Source organism: Bacillus sp. C30 (assembly GCF_040838255.1).
GTDB classification, from domain to species: Bacteria; Bacillota; Bacilli; order Bacillales; family Bacillaceae_G; genus Bacillus_A; species Bacillus_A mycoides.
This window is the reverse complement of the sequence record NZ_JBFPJH010000010.1, coordinates 1-23656: the sequence shown is the minus strand read 5'-3', so window position 1 is coordinate 23656 and position 23656 is coordinate 1. Positions and strand designations below refer to the sequence as shown.

The 23656-nt window shown below is 36.8% G+C and carries 26 protein-coding genes; 11 read left to right on the top strand and 15 right to left on the bottom strand.

Features of this window, described 5'->3' with window-relative positions:
• Positions 1–250: 250 nt before the first annotated feature.
• The gene (locus AB3X49_RS02545; protein WP_367960356.1) at positions 251–1627 is read left to right on the top strand and encodes a glycine--tRNA ligase; all 1377 of its coding nucleotides are present in this window, start codon (positions 251–253) and stop codon (positions 1625–1627) included.
• A 37-nt stretch (positions 1628–1664) separates the two neighbouring features.
• Here the strand turns inward: AB3X49_RS02545 and AB3X49_RS02540 are convergent, their stop codons facing one another.
• Positions 1665–2048, bottom strand: a complete 384-nt coding sequence (locus AB3X49_RS02540; RefSeq protein ID WP_367960354.1) for a hotdog fold thioesterase — start codon at positions 2046–2048, stop codon at positions 1665–1667.
• A gap of 96 nt (positions 2049–2144) precedes the next feature.
• Here AB3X49_RS02540 and AB3X49_RS02535 point away from each other — a divergent pair, with 96 nt between their 5' ends.
• A complete protein-coding gene (locus AB3X49_RS02535) occupies positions 2145–2888 on the top strand; it encodes a DUF3298 and DUF4163 domain-containing protein (protein WP_367960353.1) in 744 nt (247 codons plus the stop codon).
• 50 nt (positions 2889–2938) lie between these two features.
• Positions 2939–3532 (top strand): biotin transporter BioY, encoded by a 594-nt coding sequence (locus AB3X49_RS02530; protein WP_078185138.1) that lies wholly within the window; start codon positions 2939–2941, stop codon positions 3530–3532.
• Positions 3533–3577: 45 nt separating this feature from the next.
• Here AB3X49_RS02530 and galU read toward each other — a convergent pair whose 3' ends face one another.
• Entirely contained in the window at positions 3578–4465 is an 888-nt protein-coding gene (galU, locus tag AB3X49_RS02525; RefSeq protein ID WP_002015869.1) for a UTP--glucose-1-phosphate uridylyltransferase GalU, read from the bottom strand.
• Between the two features lie 152 nt (positions 4466–4617).
• Positions 4618–6342, bottom strand: coding sequence for a phospho-sugar mutase (locus AB3X49_RS02520; protein ID WP_367960351.1), 1725 nt, complete (start codon positions 6340–6342; stop codon positions 4618–4620).
• A gap of 143 nt (positions 6343–6485) precedes the next feature.
• Here AB3X49_RS02520 and cdaS point away from each other — a divergent pair, with 143 nt between their 5' ends.
• Positions 6486–7091 (top strand): sporulation-specific diadenylate cyclase CdaS, encoded by a 606-nt coding sequence (gene cdaS / locus AB3X49_RS02515; protein ID WP_002067925.1) that lies wholly within the window; start codon positions 6486–6488, stop codon positions 7089–7091.
• Between the two features lie 168 nt (positions 7092–7259).
• On the opposite strand, the gene pepA is transcribed toward cdaS, so the two are convergent.
• The 5 genes from pepA to AB3X49_RS02490 all read right to left on the bottom strand — a co-directional run bounded on the left by pepA (position 7260) and on the right by AB3X49_RS02490 (position 11812).
• Positions 7260–8744, bottom strand: a complete 1485-nt coding sequence (gene pepA, locus AB3X49_RS02510) for a cytosol aminopeptidase (RefSeq protein ID WP_002129705.1) — start codon at positions 8742–8744, stop codon at positions 7260–7262.
• A gap of 205 nt (positions 8745–8949) precedes the next feature.
• On the bottom strand, positions 8950–9576 hold the full coding sequence (locus AB3X49_RS02505; protein ID WP_002089307.1) for a 3D domain-containing protein: 627 nt from the start codon (positions 9574–9576) through the stop codon (positions 8950–8952).
• 86 nt (positions 9577–9662) lie between these two features.
• Positions 9663–9980, bottom strand: coding sequence for a YuiB family protein (locus tag AB3X49_RS02500; protein WP_002089308.1), 318 nt, complete (start codon positions 9978–9980; stop codon positions 9663–9665).
• On the bottom strand, positions 9977–10483 hold the full coding sequence (locus tag AB3X49_RS02495) for an NUDIX hydrolase (RefSeq protein WP_002015875.1): 507 nt from the start codon (positions 10481–10483) through the stop codon (positions 9977–9979). Before AB3X49_RS02495 ends, AB3X49_RS02500 begins: the two co-directional genes overlap by 4 nt.
• 120 nt (positions 10484–10603) lie before the next feature.
• Complete coding sequence (locus AB3X49_RS02490; RefSeq protein WP_367960348.1) at positions 10604–11812, bottom strand: NAD(P)/FAD-dependent oxidoreductase; 1209 nt, start codon at positions 11810–11812, stop codon at positions 10604–10606.
• A gap of 465 nt (positions 11813–12277) precedes the next feature.
• Here AB3X49_RS02490 and AB3X49_RS02485 point away from each other — a divergent pair, with 465 nt between their 5' ends.
• From AB3X49_RS02485 to AB3X49_RS02475, 3 genes are all read left to right on the top strand, one after another.
• Positions 12278–13267, top strand: coding sequence for an NAD(P)/FAD-dependent oxidoreductase (locus tag AB3X49_RS02485; protein WP_367960344.1), 990 nt, complete (start codon positions 12278–12280; stop codon positions 13265–13267).
• 178 nt (positions 13268–13445) lie between these two features.
• The gene (locus AB3X49_RS02480; protein ID WP_002191058.1) at positions 13446–13922 is read left to right on the top strand and encodes a GyrI-like domain-containing protein; all 477 of its coding nucleotides are present in this window, start codon (positions 13446–13448) and stop codon (positions 13920–13922) included.
• Between the two features lie 286 nt (positions 13923–14208).
• Positions 14209–15456 carry an MFS transporter gene (locus AB3X49_RS02475; RefSeq protein ID WP_003192140.1) on the top strand — a complete coding sequence of 416 codons (1248 nt, stop codon included), beginning with the start codon at positions 14209–14211 and terminating at the stop codon, positions 15454–15456.
• 17 nt (positions 15457–15473) lie between these two features.
• Here the strand turns inward: AB3X49_RS02475 and AB3X49_RS02470 are convergent, their stop codons facing one another.
• Positions 15474–16355, bottom strand: a complete 882-nt coding sequence (locus AB3X49_RS02470) for a helix-turn-helix domain-containing protein (protein ID WP_326996214.1) — start codon at positions 16353–16355, stop codon at positions 15474–15476.
• A gap of 231 nt (positions 16356–16586) precedes the next feature.
• Between AB3X49_RS02470 and AB3X49_RS02465 the strand changes: the two genes are divergently transcribed.
• Positions 16587–17048, top strand: a complete 462-nt coding sequence (locus AB3X49_RS02465) for a 2-thiouracil desulfurase family protein (protein WP_328010051.1) — start codon at positions 16587–16589, stop codon at positions 17046–17048.
• 30 nt (positions 17049–17078) lie between these two features.
• Here AB3X49_RS02465 and AB3X49_RS02460 read toward each other — a convergent pair whose 3' ends face one another.
• From AB3X49_RS02460 to AB3X49_RS02440, 5 genes are all read right to left on the bottom strand, one after another.
• A complete protein-coding gene (locus AB3X49_RS02460) occupies positions 17079–17432 on the bottom strand; it encodes a YxeA family protein (RefSeq protein WP_367960340.1) in 354 nt (117 codons plus the stop codon).
• Between the two features lie 177 nt (positions 17433–17609).
• Positions 17610–17795 (bottom strand): hypothetical protein, encoded by a 186-nt coding sequence (locus AB3X49_RS02455; RefSeq protein WP_256484625.1) that lies wholly within the window; start codon positions 17793–17795, stop codon positions 17610–17612.
• Positions 17796–17959: 164 nt separating this feature from the next.
• Entirely contained in the window at positions 17960–18313 is a 354-nt protein-coding gene (locus AB3X49_RS02450) for a HesB/IscA family protein (protein WP_002034566.1), read from the bottom strand.
• Positions 18314–18354: 41 nt separating this feature from the next.
• Positions 18355–19221, bottom strand: a complete 867-nt coding sequence (dapF, locus tag AB3X49_RS02445) for a diaminopimelate epimerase (protein ID WP_002015893.1) — start codon at positions 19219–19221, stop codon at positions 18355–18357.
• Positions 19222–19549: 328 nt separating this feature from the next.
• On the bottom strand, positions 19550–19789 hold the full coding sequence (locus tag AB3X49_RS02440) for a YuzB family protein (RefSeq protein WP_002015892.1): 240 nt from the start codon (positions 19787–19789) through the stop codon (positions 19550–19552).
• Between the two features lie 428 nt (positions 19790–20217).
• Here AB3X49_RS02440 and AB3X49_RS02435 point away from each other — a divergent pair, with 428 nt between their 5' ends.
• The 3 genes from AB3X49_RS02435 to AB3X49_RS02425 all read left to right on the top strand — a co-directional run bounded on the left by AB3X49_RS02435 (position 20218) and on the right by AB3X49_RS02425 (position 22989).
• Complete coding sequence (locus AB3X49_RS02435) at positions 20218–21288, top strand: NAD(P)/FAD-dependent oxidoreductase (RefSeq protein WP_367960337.1); 1071 nt, start codon at positions 20218–20220, stop codon at positions 21286–21288.
• A 263-nt stretch (positions 21289–21551) separates the two neighbouring features.
• Entirely contained in the window at positions 21552–22211 is a 660-nt protein-coding gene (locus tag AB3X49_RS02430; RefSeq protein WP_002034567.1) for an ABC transporter ATP-binding protein, read from the top strand.
• Complete coding sequence (locus AB3X49_RS02425; RefSeq protein ID WP_002191065.1) at positions 22195–22989, top strand: ABC transporter permease; 795 nt, start codon at positions 22195–22197, stop codon at positions 22987–22989. The genes AB3X49_RS02430 and AB3X49_RS02425 overlap by 17 nt, the downstream gene beginning before the upstream one ends.
• A 50-nt stretch (positions 22990–23039) precedes the next feature.
• Here the strand turns inward: AB3X49_RS02425 and phnA are convergent, their stop codons facing one another.
• Positions 23040–23381 carry an alkylphosphonate utilization operon protein PhnA gene (gene phnA / locus AB3X49_RS02420; RefSeq protein ID WP_002089332.1) on the bottom strand — a complete coding sequence of 114 codons (342 nt, stop codon included), beginning with the start codon at positions 23379–23381 and terminating at the stop codon, positions 23040–23042.
• Between the last annotated feature and the right edge of the window lie 275 nt (positions 23382–23656).

Genomic DNA, 23656 nt, shown 5'->3' with positions numbered 1-23656 from the left:
GCATAAAAAGCGATTCAGGGATAGTGAAAGCCTGAAGCTGCGAGGAAACGGCAGTCTCGAGCAATACGTGATAAAGTGGATGCACATTTTGTGTATCAACTAGGGTGGAACCGCGGGCAAACGCTCGTCCCTAGGCGATTAAGCCTTGGGACGAGCGTTTTTTTATGTTTTTTAAAGCATATATTGCTCGTTTCCAAAGTACCCATCACGTCATCGCAAATACGTTAACTTTCAAAAGGAGGATTTTATTATGTATTCAATGGAACAAGTTGTAAACTTAGCGAAACATCGCGGTTTCGTTTTCCCTGGTTCTGAAATTTACGGTGGTCTTGCAAACACATGGGATTACGGTCCACTTGGAATCGAATTAAAAAATAACGTTAAAAAAGCTTGGTGGAAAAAGTTCATTCAAGAATCTCCACACAACGTTGGTTTAGATGCTGCTATTTTAATGAACCCAAAAACTTGGATCGCTTCTGGTCACGTTGGTAACTTTAATGATCCAATGATCGACTGTAAAAAATGTAAATCTCGTCACCGTGCTGACAAATTAATTGAAGATGCATTAGACGCAAAAGGTATCGAAATGGTCGTTGACGGTCTTACTTTCGACCAAATGGCTGACTTAATGAAAGAACATGAAGTAAAATGCCCAGATTGCGGTAGCCAAGAATTCACGGAAATCCGTCAGTTCAACTTAATGTTCAAAACATTCCAAGGTGTTACAGAGTCTAGCACAAACGAAATCTTCCTTCGTCCTGAAACTGCACAAGGTATTTTCGTAAACTTTAAAAACGTACAACGCTCTATGCGTAAGAAACTTCCATTTGGTATCGGCCAAATCGGTAAAAGTTTCCGTAACGAAATCACACCTGGTAACTTCACATTCCGTACACGTGAATTCGAACAAATGGAACTTGAATTCTTCTGTAAGCCTGGTGAAGATTTAGAGTGGTTCGCATTCTGGCGTGAAACTTGTAAAAACTGGTTACTTTCACTTGGTATGACTGAAGAAAGCATGCGTCTTCGTGACCACGGTGAAGACGAATTATCTCATTACAGTAACGCAACAACTGATATTGAATTCAGATTCCCATTCGGTTGGGGCGAACTATGGGGCGTTGCATCTCGTACAGACTTCGATTTAAAACGTCATATGGAACACTCTAACGAAGACTTTAACTATATCGATCCACAAACGAATGAGCGTTACGTGCCTTACTGCATCGAGCCATCTCTAGGTGCAGACCGTGTAACATTAGCATTCTTATGTGATGCATATGAAGAAGAGCAATTAGAAAACGATTCTCGTACAGTTCTTCGTTTCCACCCTGCTTTAGCACCATATAAAGCAGCTATCTTACCATTATCTAAAAAGCTATCTGAAGGTGCTACTGAAGTATTCGCAGAACTAGCTAAAGACTTCATGGTAGACTTTGATGAAACTGGTTCTATCGGTAAACGTTACCGTCGTCAAGACGAAATCGGTACTCCATTCTGTATCACATACGACTTCGACTCTGTTGAAGACAAAGCTGTTACAGTACGTGACCGTGACACAATGGAACAAGTTCGTATGCCAATTAGCGAACTAAAAGGTTTCTTAGAGAAAAAAATCCAGTTCTAATTATAAAAAAGAGGCGCTCTATTGAGCCGCCTCTTTTCTATTTTTCACGTTTTTCTTTAATTGCTACTGTACATCTTGATATGCATAGTAACTCATCATTTTCATCAATGATGCGAATATCCCAAACCATTGTCGATTGTCCTCTATGTATCGGTGTTCCAATTGCTGTTACAATTCCATCTTGCTTTGAGCGAATATGATTTGCATTAATTTCTAATCCGAAACAAATACATTTTTCTTGATCAATTAAATTGTATGAACCAACACTTGCCACAGTTTCTGCTAATGCAACAGATGCACCACCGTGTAAAAATCCAAACGGCTGATGCGTACGTTCACCAACAGGCATTGTAGCAACTACTTTATCCTCTGTCATTTCTAATAACTCAATTCCAAGCGAATCCATTAAAGTTTTTGACATATCGTTTTCAACCTCTCTCCCTTTAGATCAAATGTATAATTTTACCTGTTTAATTTCAAACTACCTATAACACTTATATAAGGAGGTTTCACCTAAATGAAACAGAAATTTTGTATACTATTGCTTATGTTCTCCTTGCTGACTATTGTACCAAATTGTGCAATAGCAGCCAAAGCATCCAACCTGACAATCAATGTTAAGACTGTAACGCAAAAAGGTAAGAAACCTTATATAGAATATCAAATTAATAGGCCTTCCTTTCACAACTTTTCTGATTCGAAATTTCAAAATAAGCTGAATTCCTATTACAAAAACTCTACTACTAAATTTAAAAGTAAATTAGAAAAAGAAGCGAAGAAATATTATGAAGAAACAGAAGGATCTAGCACACCTTTTCATCCATACGTTGCAAATGTTGACTATAAAGTAGCTTTAAACAAACCACCTTTCCTAAGTCTATATGTGAATTACTATCAATATACAGGCGGAGCGCACGGACTGTATACGTGGAAGGCAAATACATTTGATTTAAACGAAAAAAAATTATTACACTTAGACGATTTATTTCAACAAGAGGATAAATATAAAGAAATAATTCGCACAGAGATTGTAAGACAAATTAAACAAAATGAAAGCATTTATTTTCCTGATGCAGTCGAAAAAGTAACGAGCACTAAAAAGTTTCACTACTTTTTAGAACCCGATAATCTTGTGATTTATTTCCCTTTATATGAAATTTCTCCTTATTCAAGCGGAATTCCGCAGTTTCGTATTCCATACACATTGCTTAGAGACTATTTAAAGCCTTCTTATCAAAATATTTTGATTGACAACAAGTAAATATTTTCGCTACGATAATGTTAACCTAAACACAACTGGAGGTTAACATTATGAAGAAGCTTCATGTTTTAGATTTAGCATTAGCTGCCATGTTCGTCGCTCTTATGGCTATTGGTGCAAATATTGTATCGTGGGCACCATTCTTACAAATAGCGGGCATTCCATTATCTATGCAACCATTTTTCGCAATTTTAGCAGGTCTTCTTCTTGGGAGTAGACTTGGGGCATTATCAATGACTGTTTACATGCTTGTTGGAGTAGCAGGTGCGCCAATCTTCGCTAACTTCAAAGCTGGATTTGGAGCACTTTTAGATCCTACTGGTGGTTTTATTATCGCATTTATTATCGTTGCTTACGTATCAGGAAAACTAGTAGAACAAAAAGAACGACCAACATTCAGCACCTTTGCAATTGCTTCTTTCGTCGGAATCATTTTAACGTATATTATCGGTACTACTTATATGTACGGGGCAGTCAATATTTTCATGGGTGGTAATATGAGTTATAAAGCTGCCTGGATGATTATGATGTGGTTCGCAGTAAAGGATATTGCGTTTACAATTATCGGCGCTATTATCGCACCTCGCATATACTATGCTGTACGTCGTTCCGCTTATCAGCATTCTCATTCGACGATTTCATAATAAACAAGGAGCTGTTCCTATAGGAACAGCTCCTTGTTTATTATATTAAGACTCTTGCTTCATTTGCTCGTCTAAAACTTTCTTCATCATTACTAGCATATCATCACGTAATTCTGGGTGCTGCAATGCCATTTCAATTGTCGTTTGAACGAATCCTAATTTTTCACCAACGTCATAACGCTTTCCTTCAAAATCATATGCAAATACACGTTGAATTTCATTTAAGCTTTGAATTGCATCCGTTAACTGAATTTCGCCACCCGCTCCAACTTGTTGCTGTTCCAAGAACATAAAGATTTCAGGAGTTAAAATGTAACGTCCCATAATCGCTAAGTTTGAAGGCGCAGTACCTTGCGCTGGTTTTTCAACGAATTTACGAACTTGATAACGACGTCCCTCTTGCTCTAACGGATCAATAATTCCGTAGCGATGTGTTTCTGCTTCAGGAACAGTTTGTACACCAATAACAGAAGAAAGTGTTTTGTCATACTCGTCCATTAATTGACGTAAACATGGTTTTTCAGCTTGAACGATATCATCGCCTAATAATACTGCAAACGGCTCATCACCAATGAATTTACGTGCGCACCAAACAGCATGTCCTAATCCTTTTGGTTCTTTTTGTCGAATGTAATGGATATCTACCATTTTAGAAGAAGCTTGTACTTTTTCAAGTAACTCATACTTTTTCTTCTCTAATAAGTTTTGCTCTAATTCAAATGCGTTATCAAAATGATCTTCGATAGAGCGCTTTCCTTTACCAGTAACGATAATAATATCTTCGATGCCTGATTTTACTGCTTCTTCTACGATGTATTGAATTGTTGGTTTATCTACAATTGGAAGCATTTCTTTTGGCATTGCTTTCGTTGCTGGTAAAAAGCGTGTTCCTAATCCCGCTGCCGGGATAATTGCTTTTCTCACTTTTTTCATGACAAATACCCTCGCTTTTCATTCTAATTCTCTTAGTAAAGTGTAAATTTATAACACTCGCTCGTAATAATCCTCTACATCAAACAAAACTACAAGAAAAGAGGAGGCCGTTCTCCGTTCTCCTCTTTTCCTATCAGTAGCACCCTATTCTATTATAAACGATTCATAATATCTTCTTTAATAGTAAGTAACTTTTGTTCACTATTTTGTAAGGAATCATCTTGTACACCAAAGTAGAATTTAATTTTCGGCTCTGTTCCAGATGGACGTAAGCAGAACCAAGAACCATCTTCTAATTGATATTTTAACACATTTGATTTCGATAAGTGAATCTCTTCCTTATTTCCATCTTGTAACGTTGTAATGATGCTTTCTTTATAATCCTCAACTGCAACGACTGTTAAACCAGCTACTTCTTTCGGAGGATTCTCACGGAATGTTGCCATCATCTTTTGAATCTGTTCGGCACCATCTTTTCCTTTTAACGTTAACGATACAAGGTCCTCACGGAAGAACCCATACTTCTTAAATACTTCTAGCAGACCATCGTATAACGTTTTACCTTGTGATTTGTAGTATGCAGCTACTTCACATGCAAATAGGACGGATTGCACCGCATCTTTATCACGGCAGAATGGACGGATTAAATAACCGTAGCTTTCCTCATAACCGAATTGGAATTCATATTGTCCGCTTTCTTCATACTGTTTAATTTTTTCACCGATAAATTTAAATCCAGTTAACGTATCAACTGTATCTAAACCGTATGCTTTTGCGATTGTACGGCCAATTTCAGACGTTACGATTGTTTTTAAAACAACACCGTTTTCTGGAAGCGTTCCGTTTTCCTTCTTTTGTGATAATAAGTAATCAAGCATTAACGCACCTGTTTGGTTACCAGTTAATACTTGGAACTCACCATCGTGATTGCGAACTGCTACACCTAGACGGTCTGCATCAGGATCTGTTGCGATTAACACATCTGCGCCTACTTTTTCACCGTCGCGAATTGCATACTCAAACGCTGCATGCTCTTCTGGGTTTGGTGATTTTACTGTAGAGAAATTTGGATCTGGTAACTCTTGCTCTTTTACAACTGTTACATCTGTAAATCCAACTTCTTCTAAACCACGGCGTACCGAAATATTTGATGTTCCATGCAATGGTGTAAAGACGATTTTTAAATCTTTTCCTACTTCTTTCACCATCTCTTTATTAATAATGACATTGTTCAATTCTGCTGCATAAGCATCATCTACTTCTTGTCCAATTATATGTAATAAACCGTCAGCTTTTAATTGCTCAACATCAGCAACTTCAACTGTTAATTCATTCTCTACTGCATTTACGTAGCTAATTAACTCATCAGCTTCCTTTGGAGGCAACTGGCCACCATCTTCACCATATACTTTATAACCGTTATATTCGGGCGGATTATGGCTTGCCGTAAGAACGATTCCACTTGCTGTATGTAAATGACGAACTGCGAAAGAAAGCACTGGTGTTGGACGTAAGCTTTCAAATACATATGTTGTAATACCGTGTGCACCAAGAGTAGCAGCTACTTCCATTGCGAATTCAGGTGATTTATGACGAGAATCATACGCGACAACAACACCGCGTTTTTTCGCTTCTTCACCTAATTTTTCAATAAACATAGCTAATCCTTTTGTTGCTTTACGAACTGTATATACATTTAAACGGTTCGTACCAGCACCAAGTTCACCACGCATACCACCTGTTCCGAACTCTAGATTTTTATAAAAGCTATCCTCGATTTTCTTCTCATCTTGCTTCATGTTTTCTAGCTGTTCTTTTAATTCTGCGTCTAATTCTGCATATGAAAGCCAGCGACTAAATTCTTGTTTCCAATTCATACTTCCATCTCCTCTCGCCTGTCGTACCTTCATTATATGAAAAAAACAACCTGAATCTCAATATTTTTTAAAATCTAGCAGGATTTTACTATAAATATTTGTATACACTATGGTTAAATACTCCACCAAAGGGAATGAGGATTATGCAAGAATGGGGCTTGTCAGAAGAGCTCAAAATAAAAACAAAGCAGATGATTGAAATTGCTGAAAAAGAATTATCAAACATGAAGCATGCAATCGATAAAGAAGATGAATGTATTCTATGTAAAATGGAAGATATTCATCATATGTTAACAAATGTACAGACGTTAGCAGCTACATATTATATTCAAGCATATTTATCACCTTATACGGAAAGTTCACATTTCATCACTACAGCTGTCCAACATTTAAGCGCTCGAAAACACGGTGCTCTTATTATTGTGGAACGAAGTGACGCTCTTGATTCTTTCATTCAAACTGGAACGACATTAAACGCACACTTAACCGCGCCACTACTTGAATCGATTTTTTATCCAGGGAACCCTCTTCATGACGGAGCCGTTCTCATTAAAAATAATCATATTGTCTCAGCAGCTAATATTCTTCCATTAACAAAAAGCATGGAAATCAATCCTGAGCTAGGAACACGTCATAGGGCTGCAATTGGCTTATCCGAGAAAATTGATGCACTTATATTAGTTGTCTCTGAGGAAACAGGGCGTACTTCATTCGCTTTAGGTGGGACGTTATATACGATTTCTTTATAGGACGAATCTTTCACTATGTAGCACTTTTTGGAACTGTAAAATAGTAAATGAAATTATATTAACCGTAACTCCAAATATATCGACTTACCGACAAAAACTTACAATAGTCATACCATATCAATAAGAAAAGGCTATCCCAAAAATTTGAGACAGCCCTTTCTTCAAAAATTATTCTTCTCCGAAACGCTCAACAAGTGTTGCAAGTGTACGCACCATTGCACCTGTTGCTCCAGATGGTCCTAAATCATGTGCTCCTGATGTTTCAGATGTTCCAGCGATATCTAAGTGTACCCATGGTGTTTCTTCTGCAAATTCACCAAGGAATGTCCCAGCCATAACCGCATGTCCTTCACGGCCTGGTGAGTTATTTAAATCAGCAAATTTACTGTTTTTGACACGTTCTTTATCACGTTCAAAAATCGGCAATTGCCAAATTGGCTCATCCGTTTCCATAGAAGCCTCTAACACTTGTTCAAACAATTCTTCATTATTTGTCATCGCGCCTGTTGTATGATTTCCAAGTGCAACAATTACACCACCTGTTAATGTTGCAACATCAACTAAATAATTTGCGCCAAGTTTCTTCGCATACGTAATACCGTCAGCTAACGCTAGGCGACCTTCTGCATCTGTATTTAATACTTCAATTGTTTTTCCGCTCATAGATGTAATAACATCATCTGGCTTAAATGCTGTACCACTTACAACGTTGTCAGTTGATGGAATAACAGCAATTACATTTTGCTCGGGGCGAAGTTCACCGATGATCTCCATCGCGCCAAGAACAGCTGCAGCTCCGCCCATATCACCTTTCATACCAACCATGCCTTCACGTGGTTTTAAAGAATAACCGCCTGTATCATATGTAATCCCTTTTCCAACAAATCCAATTACATCTTTCCACTCTTCTTTTCCTTTATAAATAAGAGCGATCATTTTTGGCGGTTCAGTAGATCCTTGGTTTACTGCAAGTAATGCACCCATACCAAGCTCTTCCATCTCTTCTTTCTCAAGAACCTTATAATCCATATCGTATTTTTCTGCTAATTCAACTGCATACTCAGCAAGCTTTGTCGCTGTTAATACGTTTGGCGGCATATTTACAAGCGTACGAGCTGAATTCGTTGCACGTCCATGTACGTATCCTACCGTTAATGCTGCTTCAATTTCTTGTGCATCTTCTGCTGTAATAGCCGTAAACTTCTCTAATTCTACACGATCCTTTTTATCTGTTTTATATGTTTGTAATTCATATGTACCAAGACCTTGTACTTCTGCCGCAATATGAGCTACATCAATCGCATCTAATTTATCTGTCACGAAAGAATCAAGTAAGATTGCTGCATCTTGTACTTTTGCTGCTTGTAATGCTTTAAACGCCTTACCAAGAGCAGCACGTAACGTTTCCGTTGTATATGACTCTTTCTTACCTAAACCAACAAAATAATAACGTTTAACATTTGTTTTTCCTAAGCTATGTACTTTTGAAATGGCTTTCTTCTTAGTTGAAAGTTCTTTTTCTTCTAATAAAACTTGTAATTGTCCTTCAAACGCTTTATCCAGTTCTTGTACAAAGCTACTCTTTTTATCTTCTTCAAATAAGGCAACAATTACCGCTTCATGACTTACTAATTCTTTTTGTACTTGAAACATGTTCAGACCCCCTAAATTTCTCTACGTCCATTATAACTTTATTTTCGATAAAATGCGACAATTCTAAATTCTGTTATTTCATATAAAGTGAAACTTTAATCAGTGGGGGTTTTACCGGCCGCAAATAGCAGGATAAAGATGCTATCTCCAATATCTTCTATGGTGAAATAAGACAAGAAAAAAGTCTAGCGTTATTGCCACTAGACTATCTTTGTTTTAAATATTGTCCACGAAACACTTGCATCGTTTCGTCTTGATTTAACATCGTTAACTCTTCTTCCGAAAACTTGCCATTTCCTATTTTCACTATATACACATTTACTTTTTTCTTACCCCATTGGCTATAAACATCTTTCACCGTATCATAATATAAATCGAGACGATTTCCTTTTATAGCACCGCCCTTATCAGCTACAACACCATATCCGTAACCTGGCACGAATAGAATTGTCCCAAGCGGGAATACGCGTAAATCGGCAGCGATTGTGGAATATAAATCCCTTTTTGCTTTAACACCTGAATATGTAATGCCATACTCTGGATGCCCCGGCCTCTTTCCAGTTGACTCTATACCTGATGTATAACCAGTTGCAGTCATTTCTATAACACGATATTTAGACCAGTCATTTGCCTGCTCTAAAGCATTTATCACTTCTTTACTCGGAGCAACTTTTTTCTCAATTTCTGCTGCATGTACTTCTTTTACACTTGTTCCTTCATATGATTTTATAATCTCTAATAAAGAAACTCCTGTGAAAGCCTGCCATGTTACGCATAATGCGAATGCAAGTAAACAAGTCATCATAATGCGAATACAATATCGTTTTAACATTTTTATATTCCACACTCCTTCATCGTTAATCATTCCCTATACGATGAAGGAATATGCAAAAAAATAATCTCCAAATTGATTGGAGATTAAAACATTTGATATCCACTTTTCCGAAGTTTTTTAATTATAATTCCTGCTAAAGCAGCACCTACTAATCCAGTAGATAGAATAAACACATCTGCGTGTCCTAAATGCGATACACTTGTCCCAAATGAAGAAAATGTTTCTTTTGGCTTTGAAAAATAGTCCCATACACTCGCTTTATTAATAATAAGCATACAAATAATCGGATATACAATAACCATTACCCACGTAGCTCGCAAAATCATGTTGAGTAAAAATCCAATTCCAAAAAATAAAATAAAGAACAACATCATTGAAATAAGTAGTACCGGTATACTCACTTCTTCTCCCTCTCCTTCGCATACGCCGTAAACACATGATAAGCCGTATAACCAAATTGCTCTCCTGGATTTAATGTTTTGTCCATTTCAAAATGCGACTCTGCTCTTCCTTCTAATAAATATTTGATGAGTACAGAAGTATTTTGATCATCTGCAATATTTTCTGGATGTAAAAAAGCTACTTCCGACAATTCTTTCTCCTGTACGATAACGTCTTCTCCCTCTGGCTCTAGAAGAAAAATAATCATATTATCACTAATTTCATTATGAATAACACCTGAGCGAATACCAATAATCCCCTTTACATGAGCAACAATGCCTGTCTCTTCCAAAATTTCACGTTTCACAGCTTCATCAACAGTCTCGCCTTCATTAACAAAACCAGCAGGTAAAGACCATTGCCCTTTCAATCCACCGTATTTTTTCTTAACGAATAGCCATCTCCCATCTTCTGTAGCTACTAAGCCACTGACAGCTAACCACACTTTCCCTCGCTTCCCCATGATATAACCTCCTCCATCAAAACGAACAGAATATTCTTTCTTTTTTATATATTATACTATATTTTCAATACGAAAAAAGCAGAAACAGCTCATAGCCGTTTCTGCTTTTTCTACTATATATTAAAAGAACTTCAATTTACCTTTTTTAAGAACTAATAAAGGTCCGCCTAGTAAGAATAAGTAACGGTTGTCGATTACTTTCTTCATGAATGAAGCTTTCCAACCTGTTAACTTTTTCCCCATAACAACGCCCATTGCATCGTCATGACCTAATGAACATACAGATCCTTTATTATCAAATGTGAACTTTTTCATTTCACCTTTGCCGCGAACTAACACAGTTAAATTGTGTGCAATATTATAACCTTCTTGAATTGCAATCTGTGCTGTTGGTGGGTATGGACGGTTAATTTCTTCGTTGATGATTAACGCTGCATCACCAACCATGAATACATCTTCATGACCCGGAGCGTGCATGTACTCATCCACTTTAATACGTCCGCGCATTGCTTCAAATCCAGACTCTTCCACAATACCATTACCACGAACACCTGCAGCCCAAACTACAGTTTCAGATTTAAGAAGTTCAGCATCATCACCGTTGGCAACGATAATACCTTCTTCAGTTGCTTCCTTAATTGCTGTACCGATGCGGAATTCTACACCTTTTTTCTCAAGTTGTTTTACAGCGTACTCTACTAATGCTGGATCGAAACCAGGAAGTGCTGTTGGAGCAGCTTCTACACAGATGATACGTGCTTTTTCACGTGGAACATCGTACTCTTTGCAAAGTTCAGGAATACGGTTTGCAAGCTCACCTACGTACTCGATACCAGTAAATCCAGCGCCACCAACAACGATTGTTACTAACTCATCACGTTTTTCAGTCGCATATTGAGCGAATTTTTCTTCCATATGCTCACGAATTTGACGAGTTGCATTAATGTTAGTGATTGAGAATGCATGCTCTTTTAATCCTTTAATTCCGAACGTTTCTGATTCGAAACCAAGACCGATTACTAAGTAATCATACTCTAATTCACCATCTTTTAAGATAATACGTTTTTCAGCAGCTTTAATCTCTACTACTGTATCTTGTACAAAGTTCACTTTATTTGTATCGATAACGTCTTGAATATCTAGACAGATTTTATCATCTTGTAATGTACCAGCTGCACTCTCATGTAACCAAGTTGCTTGGTAGTGATAGCTGTTGTTGTTTACTAACGTAATTTCAGCTTCACTTACAGATAATGTTTTTTGCAGACGAACAGTCGTAATCATCCCGCCATAACCTGCACCTAAAACTACGATTTTTGGAGTCTTCACTAAATCACAACCCTTTTCTTTATATAATAGTAATAAAAAAATAATACCAAGTACTAAAAACTCTATTTGTCAAGAATGTGGAATTTATCACATTCTATATCATAACAAAACGCAGTCAAAAAATCGTACGAAATTTGTCATAGAAATTTAACATAATACTTCCCTATATTAGTCGGTTTCATTCCATAATTCAAGCACCTAGAGAATTATCAATATTTTAAAATAACATAGCGTTTTCAAGGGTTTTTCAGCCTTTTTTTCATGTATTTTCCTTTCGCTATATTTTATACAATTCTAAAACATCTATGCGCAAACTTACTTATTATTCAGTCGTTTTCAGAAGTATTATTAACTGAAATATGCTATCATTTATTTGAAAGTGTCATCATTTGCAGGATTTTCATGTACATATGAACAATATATGAAATCAATATTAAAATTCCATCATCTATAGGGGGAATGAAAATGACAGAAAATCAAAAAGTTTACGACATAACGATTATTGGTGGTGGCCCAACAGGACTATTCACCGCATTTTATGGCGGAATGAGACAAGCAAGTGTAAAAATTATTGAAAGCTTACCTCAACTTGGAGGGCAATTATCCGCGCTATATCCCGAAAAATATATTTATGATGTAGCTGGATTCCCAAAAGTGCGCGCACAAGAGTTAGTTGATAACTTAAAAGAACAAATGAAAAAGTTCGATCCAACCGTTTGCTTAGAAGAAGCTGTTGATACTCTTGAAAAACAAGCTGACGGTATATTTAAGCTTGTTACAAATAAACAAACTCACTACTCTAAATCTGTCATTATTACTGCTGGTAATGGTGCTTTCCAACCACGCCGCTTAGAATTAGAAGGCACAGCAAAATATGAAAAGAAAAACTTACATTATTTCGTTGATGATATGAATAAATTTGCTGGAAGACGCGTCGTTGTATTCGGCGGTGGTGACTCAGCAGTAGATTGGACAATGATGTTAGAACCGCTTGCGGACAAAGTTACAATTGCTCATCGCCGCGACAAATTCCGTGCACATGAACATAGCGTAGAAAGCTTAATGAATTCCCGTGCAGAAGTAAGCACACCTTACGTTCCAGTTGAACTTATCGGTGATGATACTATTGAACAAGTTGTTCTTCAGCACGTAAAAACAGAAGAAAAAATTATCATCGATGTTGATGACGTAATCGTAAACTACGGCTTCGTTTCTTCACTTGGTCCAATTAAAAATTGGGGCTTAGATATTCAAAAAAACAGCATCCTCGTGAACTCAAAAATGGAAACAAATATTCCTGGCATTTACGCTGCTGGTGACATTTGTACATATGAAGGAAAAGTAAAACTCATTGCTTGCGGCTTTGGTGAAGCACCGACAGCAGTAAACAATGCAAAAGCTTACTTTGATCCAAACGCAAAACTTCAACCAATGCATAGCTCAAGTATGTTTTAATATAGAAATGAAAAGAGCTCCTTTTACATGAAAGGAGTTCTTTTGTTATAAAGATCCCTAATCCAAATTACCTCTCTTTCTTCACAGCTATGTACTTTAGAAAAAAATACCACATACTCCTAAAATATGTTACAATAAAACAGAACATACGTTTCATTCAATGGAGGGGAATTTTATAATGAAAGAACCTATTATCATTAAGAAAGAAGCTTTCCAAGCAATCGGCGTTTCTATTACAACGACAAATGAAAAAGAGGCATCTACTGAAGGAAAAATCCCACAACTTTGGAACCAATACTTCCAAGAACAAATCATGCATCACATCCCAAATCAACAAACAAAAGAAACATTCGCTTTCTACTCAAACTACGAATCAGATGAAACTGGTACATATCAATTTACTATTGGCATGCCTGTTTCTTCATTAGAAGACGTTCCTGAAAATATGACAGCCTTAACAATACCTGCCGCAACGTATGCGGTATTTACAACGAGAAAAGGTCCTGTGTCTGAAGTCATTTGTGAAACTTGGGAATATATTTGGCAATGGTCGAAAGAAAACAAACGTGCTTTTACAACAGACTTTGAGCTTTATGACGAAAATGCAGTAGATCCAAATAACGTACAAGTGGATATTTATATTGCTTTAGCGTGAATGACAAAAAAGAAGATACCCTTTGGTATCTTCTTTTTTGTCGTTAAATAGCCACTGTGCAAATTCATTATTATTGTCTACAATGAGAAAGTGCAGTATAGAAATATTAGAAACTGTATAAAGTGAAACTATACTCAGTGGGGGGTTTACGGGCAGTTGGTCTCCCGCCTAACTTCTTTGCCCTAGCCCAATTTTGAGGTGGGAGTTTTACTGCCCGCAAATAGCGGGATAAAACGATTGTTAATAGGTTTTTTAGTCTAAATTTGGTACATAGAAAGGAAGCAATATGGAGGAACTACAACAAAATAAATCTGCTTTAGAAGGAAGCGGAAAACCGTTATTAAAAAATACGAACTTCCTTTTTCTTTGGGCAGCTACTCTCTTTTCAAGTTTTGCTTTAGCCTTTTTTACTTTTTCACAAACATGGTACATAGCAAAAACATTAAACCTTGAGGCTTCACTCGGTATTGTTTTCGTGGCTCTTAGTGTTCCAAGACTCATCTTTATGATTATCGGCGGAGCATTAGCTGATAAATTCCCGAAAAAAAATATTATGTTTTACTCTAATATTATTCGCGCTATTCTTGTCGCAACCATTCTCACCTGGTTCATCGTCGGTGATGTAACACTATATACATTTGCTTTGTTTGCTTTGTTCTTCGGACTTGCTGACGCTTTCTTCTGGTCAGCAGATGGATCTATTCTGCCTGAACTTGTAGAAAAAAGCCGTTTAACACAAGCAAATTCACTTACTCAAATGACAAACCAAGCATCTGTAATTTTAGGACCTGTACTTGGCGGTATTCTCATTAAATTTACGAACTATGAAACAATTTTTTCAATTACAATCCTGCTACTCATTATCGCTGCGATACTCGTTCAAAAAATACAATTTACAGTACCCGAAAAAAATGAAACAGATAAAGGCATGTTTACTTCTATTAAAGAGGGAATTTTATATGTAAAAGAATCACCATTTCTTTCAACTTTCCTTATATGTAGCGCCTTTTTAAATTTATTTTTAATCGGCCCAATGCAAGTAGGCTTCCCGCTCTTCGTCAAAAACGTTCTGCACGGTGATTCACTTCAGTTTAGTTACTTAGAAGCGTCTGTTGGCGGTGGGATGGCGATAGGAGCTGTCATTGTCGGATTAAAAAACATTAACCGCAGACGTGGCCTATTTTGTATTATCATGATGCTACTGTCTGGTGTATTCTTCCTAGCCATCAACTTTAGCACCGTACTTTGGCAAGCGTTATTAGCTGGAATGTTTTACGGTATTACAATTGCGATGGCTATCGTTCCACTTATGGCAATGATTCAATCAACAGTAAAAGAAGAGATGATGGGACGCGTTATGAGCTTACTCATGCTTTCATCGATGGGATTCATTCCGCTCTCTTACGCATTTACATCGCTTGCACTTGGGATAGGCATTCCAATTGTAACGGTTATGAAAAGCGGTGCAATCGCTGTTATCGTCTTTGTACTATTTGTAGCAATTCGTGTTCCAGTTGTAAGAAAGTTCGATTAGCTACTTGGAGTCATGTATTATACGCATGGCTCTTTTTTAAATGGATCGAATAACGGTATTCCCTTACTTCTCCTTAATGCCGCTCCCCACTCTAATCCAATTTCTAAAAATAAATCTCGCATCGTACTATACAATAGTGCTCCAACATCTTTACGAATTTCTCCGTACTTATACGCTCTCACAACACTTTTCACCCTCCAAATTAAATTCCCACGCACTTCTTCATCAGCTAATATTCCCTCTAATAAAGCACCTTGCTCTAGTAATCCGCTCTTTTTATAAGCAAGTTCCACCTTACTCCAAAATATATTAATCTTCTTCGGATTACTCGTCATCGGCACCAGTGCGTATATAAAAGGCTTCGGTATATCGTGACGACAATACGTTTCATCAAGCTCGTACGTTACTTTTCTTTTCTCTTTTATTTGTGGAATGTTTTTAGAAAGAATTGTTTCCCCCTCATTTTTTTGCTCGTTTCCACTACAGCCATCTGTACGATCATCACTTTCACATGCGGACATTTTCATACGGTCATCCATGCGGTCAATTGCAGATTTAAGAAATACATATAAGTTTGCACTATATCCCCCGCGCTTATATCTTTCTTTTGTCGCAACACGTTTTATAATTCCTAGTTCCTCTAACTTTGCAATCGAGCGGCGTACCGTACGAATACTCTTTCCAACATTTGTAGCAATCGTCTCCATTAACGGACAAGCAACTCCCACTGTTTTCTGTTTCTCATTCACTGCATACTTTCCTAAAAAATGAATAATGATAGCATCCGTTTTATTCAATTGAAATCGATAGCACTTCAAAACTTGTTTTTGATATGTATTAAACTCTTCTTTACTTCGAAATTGACTATATGGTTTCATTAAATTATATAAGCTTCCCATTTTTATCACCTCACTTATAGGTAAGAAATAGGCAGAGAAATTGGCGTGATATTTAATATTTTTTATCCCGCATTAACGGGCAGTAAGACTCCCACCTCCAGATTCGGCGAATGCGAGGAGGTTAGGTGGGAGATCAACTGTCCGTAAAAGCCCGATTGGTTCAACTAATAATCAGTGGGGGATGGACAAAACCCCCACTGATTAAAATTTCACTTTATTGGAGATGAAAATATGATTGTAATTAGTGCTTGTTTAGGTGGTATTGCTTGTCGGTATGACGGTAACGATAATCTCGTTTCAAAAATAGAAGAGTTATTACAAAGGGAAGATACCATCCTCGTTTGTCCCGAAGTATTAGGCGGTTTACCAACACCACGCCCTTCTGCTGAAATTATCGGCGGTAATGGCGATGATGTTTTAGATGGAAAAGCAAAAGTAATGACGAAAGAAGGACAAGATGTCACGGAGGCTTTCGTGCGTGGTGCTTATAAAGCATTAGAACAAATAAAAGATTTAAACCCAGAATATATAATTTTAAAAGAACGCAGTCCATCTTGTGGTAGTTCTACTATTTACACAGGGGAATTTAACGGCAATAAACAAACTGGTTACGGAGTGACAACTGCTTTATTCCGCCGACATGGATTTAAAGTAATTTCAGAAGAGGATTTTGAGAACGAAAAAAGGAATTGACCCTGTTCGTCAATTCCTTTTCCATCTGTCTTATTTCACACCTAATTTTTCTTTCACTTTCGCAGGAAGCTCTTCCTTTTTCACTTCTTCCCAAGCTGTTACACCTTTTTTATCTGAGTGGTATACGCGTAGGAATGCTTCTTTACGAAGATTTTTTTGCGCTATGAATTCTAATTCTTTCTCTTTACCATCTTTATCAAAACCAGTTAGTTTATATTCGTAATCTTTATACGGCTGACCATTATCAGCTTTACCATTATATTCTTTTCCATCTACTGTAATTTGAACGTAATACTCATCTTTACCCATACGGTTTAAATCACAGCCAACTAACAAACTTGCGAATACAACTAAAATACTAAAAAGTGCAATATATCTTTTCATTTCCTTCACCTCATGTGTTTTTCTTATATTGTTATCTTAAAGCCTAAACTTTAAAGAAGAAATTCAAAAACATGACATGAACATTACATTTTTGTAAGATAATAAACTAAAACTTTAATCAGTGTTTTTTCATTGAAAACGTTATTGGCACTCATCTAGCCTAATCATGACAATCTATTAACGCCAATAACGTCTTCCACGCCAACTTTTCCACTTGTCACGAATCTTATCACGTAATTTCCTTATACCGCTTATTACACCTTCTATTACGCACTCTATTATGATATCAATTACAAGGTAACTTACAAATCTAATTATAGGTTTAATCACATATCTTCCTACGAATTCAAAAATATCGTCGATCTTGCGTCCCCTTCTTCTTGCATATATTCGTTATCTTTGTCATGCTCTTTTTCTTTTTAGCGCAAAAGAAAAGACCTTCCTAACGATTTGGTTTCATCGCTAAGAAGGTCTTTATATGCAACCTACCCATTCAATTTCCACTTAGAATAAAGGGATGAAAAAACTTAGCAATCTTCTGGCTTACCAGCATTCGACGCTGTACGGAAAGATGATCCGCATCCACATGATGCGATCGCGTTTGGATTGTCGATTGTGAATCCGCCGCCAAGCATAGATTGCTTATAGTCAACTTTCACTCCCTTTACAATCGGAGCACTTTCTTTATCGATAACAAATTCAACACCGAAAAACTCAAGAACTGTGTCGTCTTCTTTTGGTTCTACTTCAAATCCTAAGCCGTAAGAAAGACCACTACATCCGCCGCCATGTACAGCAAGGCGCACGTACTTCTCTCCATCTTCAGCATCTTTTAACATATCTTTAATTTGAAAAGCTGCTTGTTCTGTTACTTCAATCATGAAATACACCATCCTTTCTGTTCTCATTCTATTATACATCTTTACGCTTCTATCTTGTACTCATACACTCCGCGGCAAATTATTTCCGCAGGTCCTTTCATTAATACATTTCCTTCTTCTGTCCATGCGATCATTAAGTCGCCGCCTGCTAAGTGAACCGTAATTTCTTTACCGTGTTCCATTTTCCCATTTAAAATTGCCGCAACGACAGCTGCGCATGCTCCTGTCCCGCAAGCTTGTGTTACACCAGATCCTCGTTCCCAAACGCGGAAATTCATCTCTTCATCATTCAAAATCTCGATGAATTCAACATTCACTCGCTCTGGGAACATTTCATGCGTCTCAAGAACCGGTCCTAACGTTGTAAGAGGCGCTTTTTCTACATCATCAACAAAAATAACCGCATGTGGATTCCCCATTGAAACAGCTGTAAATGCATAACGGTGATTATTGTATAAGAAGTTTTCACGAATAAATGGTGTTTCTCCTTCACCAAGCATCGGTATCTCTTCACGTGTTAAACGAGGTGCTCCCATATCGATTTTCGCTAATGTAACTTTGTCATCTTCTACCGTTACTTCTGCCGTAACAATACCAGCTAACGTTTCAATTGTGAAAACTTTACCTTCTACTAGTTTATGCTCATACGCATATTTCGCTACGCAGCGTAAACCATTTCCACAGCTCTTTCCTTCTGAACCATCGTTATTAAACATGCGCATTTTTACTGGTGCCACGTCAGAAGGACAAATTAAAATCATTCCATCTGCACCAATACCAGTATTAATATTTGAAACCTTTTCCGCTACAATTGCTAAATCTTCTTCTCTAATTTGTTCCTCAAACATATTTACATATATATAACTATTTCCAAGACCATGCATTTTTGTAAAAGAAAATTGGCTCATTTTTATTCACTCCAAAAATAATTTATTATTTCAAGTATAAAATGCATGCTTTTAGAACACAATATGAATGTCCCCCGTTTCTCATATTTGACAGTGTTTTGGCAATAAGCCGTTCTTACACAAATCGTGTAAGAAAAAAGCCCTTCTAAAAGGGCTTTTTTTTTCGAAATAAACACTCCTAATAAAGTGAAACTTTAATCAGCGGGGGGACGGACAGCAGGGCTTCACCCTAACTTCTTTGCTTCAGCTGAATTTTGAGGTGGGAGTCTTACTGCCCGCAAATAGCGAGATAAATGAAAAAAGAAAAACGTTGCCTGTTTGCAACGCTTTAAAACATTGGATTTTCATCCATATAATCATATACATTATTTACAAGTTCTTCTACTGTTGCACCTTGTACAACTTCACCATTTACAAGTGCAAATGGACCTTCAAAACAGATGCCACAATATCCTAAACAACCATATTCCATTACGTCTAAATTAGGATCTTTTTCTAATTTTTCTAAAGCTGCTTGCGAACCGCTTGCAAGGTTACCTACACAAAATTCGATTAATGGTTTAATCAAAACTCTCTCCCCCCTGTATCTCTAAACAAATTACCATTTATTTTATATGGTATGTGCATACCTAATTTGCGAAACGGATAAGTAACCCTCTCTACTTGTTACCATTCCACTTTATTTATAAGAAGAAAACTAAGCTGTTTCTTGTTGTTTTCGTTACATATTCTAAACTATTTAGTTACTTCACTATTTCACTTCATAATAGATGGTCTTCTTTATATAACATACTACTCATAATGAAATAGTAAATAGTAACTAGAAAATGAAAACCATTTACTTTACTTTTCTTCTTATTGTACAACAGAGTATTCATTCATGCATTGTTATTTGTTCACAAATTCGATATAATTTGATTGTGTAAAGTCAAAATATTTTATTAATATAAAATTGTATGATTAGGGGATATTTCAACAGAAAAGGGGTAATCCATCATGAAACACCTCGTACTACTAGGTGGTGGCTACGGTGGAATGAGAATTCTGCAGCGGCTACTTCCAAGCAACCAACTTCCAGATGATGTACAAGTGACATTAATCGACAAAGTACCATATCATTGCTTTAAAACTGAATATTATGCATTAGTTGCGGGTACAATTTCAGAAACGCATATTCGCATACCGTTTCCTGAGCACCCACGTCTCAATATTCAATACGGAACAGTAACAAATATTGACCTCGAAACGAAGGCCGTTCATCTCGATGGCGGTGAAACGATTCAATATGATGATTTAATTATCGGGCTTGGCTGTGAAGATAAATACCATAACGTTCCTGGGGCAAAGGAATATACACATAGCCTACAATCAATTGAACAAACGCGTAAGACATATGAACAATTAAATAGCTTAGAACCAAATGCAACAGTAGCTGTCGTTGGGGCTGGTTTAAGCGGCGTTGAAGTGGCAAGTGAACTTCGCGAAAGCCGTTCAGATTTAAAAATCTATTTATTTGATCGAAAAGATAGAATTTTATTCCCATATCCAGAGAAATTAAGTAGATACGTAGAAGAATGGTTTGTAAAACATAAAGTTACCATTATACGAAACTCTAACATTACAAAAGTGGAACCAAACATTGTATACAACCATGATGAACCACTTGAATGTGATGCAATCGTCTGGACAGCTGGTATTCAAGCAAATGAAGTTGTTCGAAACCTTCCAGTTGAACAAGATGGTAGCGGACGGGTTGTTTTAACGAAATATCACAATATTCCAAATAACGAGCACGTTTATGTCGTAGGAGATTGTGCAGCACTTCCACACGCACCATCTGCTCAACTTGCTGAAGGTCAAGGAGAACAAATTGTCCAAATATTATTGAAACGTTGGAATAATGAACCACTTCCTAATGAACTGCCTGTTATTAAATTAAAAGGTGTTCTCGGTTCTCTCGGCAAAAAACATGGATTTGGTTTACTAGCAAACCAACCATTAATGGGACGTGTACCGAGATTATTAAAATCCGGTCTTCTTTGGATGTACAAATATCATAACGGTTAATACTTTAAAGGCTGTCTACTATGTAGACAGCCTTTTTCTATTCATTTTTTGTAACTACTCAGTCATTCTATGAAAAACCGACAGAAAAGCATTTTTTTAAATGGTCGAGAGGGACTGGCTATGTATAGGATCCGTCAGTGACTTTTCCTGCCACGCGCAAAGTTTTAAAACAAAGAAAAAAGATGTTCCTTCTAAAGAGACTTTATTTTTCTATTTTTCTCTCTTTTTGATACGATATAACTAGAATCAGAAAGGAGCAATTTATGTTTATATTAAAAGACATCACATATAAAGATATTCTACACATTCCTTATTTACAGATTCAAAAAGAAAAAACAACTTGTATTATCGGTGAAAGTGGTAGTGGTAAAAGCACATTACTTCGCATGTTAAACGATTTACAATCACCAACATCTGGCACAATTGAGTATAACGGAAAATCTATTTTAGATTATCCTCCCATTCAATTACGCCGTGAAGTTGTCATGCTCGGACAAACTCCGCCTATTTTTGATGGAACAATTAAAGATAATTTATTAATGGGACTTAGATTTTCTGAAAAGCCATTTCCAAATGACGACGCCCTGCAAGGCGCATTAACGACTGTTAGCCTAGATAAAAAATTAGAAGATAACGCCTCTTCTTTATCAGGCGGTGAAAAACAAAGACTTGCTTTCGCTCGTATTATACTAATGGATCCGCCCGTCTATTTATTAGATGAACCAACTTCGGCACTAGATGGTGACACAGAACGCCGCGTTATGAAACAATTCACTCTACTGGCAAGAGAAAAGAAAAAAACAGTTATCTTCATCACGCACTCGCAACAACTTCCAGAAGAAATCGCAGACGATATTATTGAAATTAGTAAAACAAACGGTGCAACTAGAAAGGAAGTGCTATCAATTGAAGGGCGTTATTGAACTACAAATTTGGCAACTTGCAGCTGCATATATTTTCATCCTTATTTTAATCGGGCTTGTGAAATTAAAAGGAATACCGCGTGAGAAACAAATTACAATTGCTACATTACGTATGACAATTCAGCTCGTACTAGTCGCATATGTTCTTACATACATATTTGAAAATAGTAATCCGTTTTATACAATAGCTCTCATTACTTCTATTACTACATTTGCGATTTTTAACATTTATAAACGAATAAACCTTCCTATGTCAAAAGAATTAAAACGAGTAGCCGCCCTCTCCATGATCGCTGGATCAATTGGTCCTCTTCTACTATTTATCTTTGTCATTATCGGACACGATCCTTGGTATGCTCCGCAATATATCGTTCCTATTGCCGGCATGCTAATCGGTAATGCTATGACAGGTATTTGCCTCGGGGCAAACACCTTTTTAAACAGTATGAAATCACAAAGAGACCATATTGAAGGTGCACTTATGCTTGGCGCAACTCCAAAACAAGCAGCTGCTCCGCTCATACGGGACGCTTTCGATTCTGCTATTTTACCAACAATTAATTCCATGGTCGGAATGGGAATTATAAGTCTTCCAGGCATGATGACAGGACAAATTTTATCCGGTGTATCACCATTTACAGCTATCCAATATCAAATTGCGATTATACTTGGCATTTCTGGAAGTACAGCTTTCTCTGTTATTATCTTCTTACAGCTTGGGTATAAAACGTTCTTTAATAAGCGGTGCCAGTTGAAAGAAGTTGAAGTACAATCATAAAAAAAACGCTCTGTAAGTTACTTACAGAGCGTCTTTTTTCTTTGCTAATCTTACGCTTTCTTAACGAACTGTGATTTTAACTTCATAGCTCCGAAACCATCGATTTTACAATCAATATCGTGATCTCCCTCAACTAGACGGATACTCTTTACTTTCGTACCAATCTTTACAACTGAAGAAGTTCCTTTTACTTTTAAATCTTTAATTACAGTAACAGCATCGCCATCTTGAAGAACGTTTCCGTTCGCATCTTTTACAACTTTTGCACCATCATTACTTTCAGCTTCCGCTTCTTGACCCCACTCATGGGCACATTCTGGACATACGAAAAGAGCGCCATCCTCATACGTATATTCTGAATTACATTTTGGACAATTTGGTAAAGTAGCCATAAATTCATTTCCTCCGTTCATTATTTATACGTAAAAATCAAATCGAATTTTTACATGTCGATAAATAAAATTTGTATAGCATTTCTTTATACTGCCATAGTCTCACGTTATTGACAAGCCTACCTCAAATTCTCATTTTTTATTGTATTTTACAAAATTTCAATTAGTATGGCGTTTGTTTACTAATGTTTTTCTCTTCTTGTTACATATCCTTTCTCATAAATAAAAAGAAGAATCTTCATTAGACTCTTCTTTTTGCGATACATCATTATCTA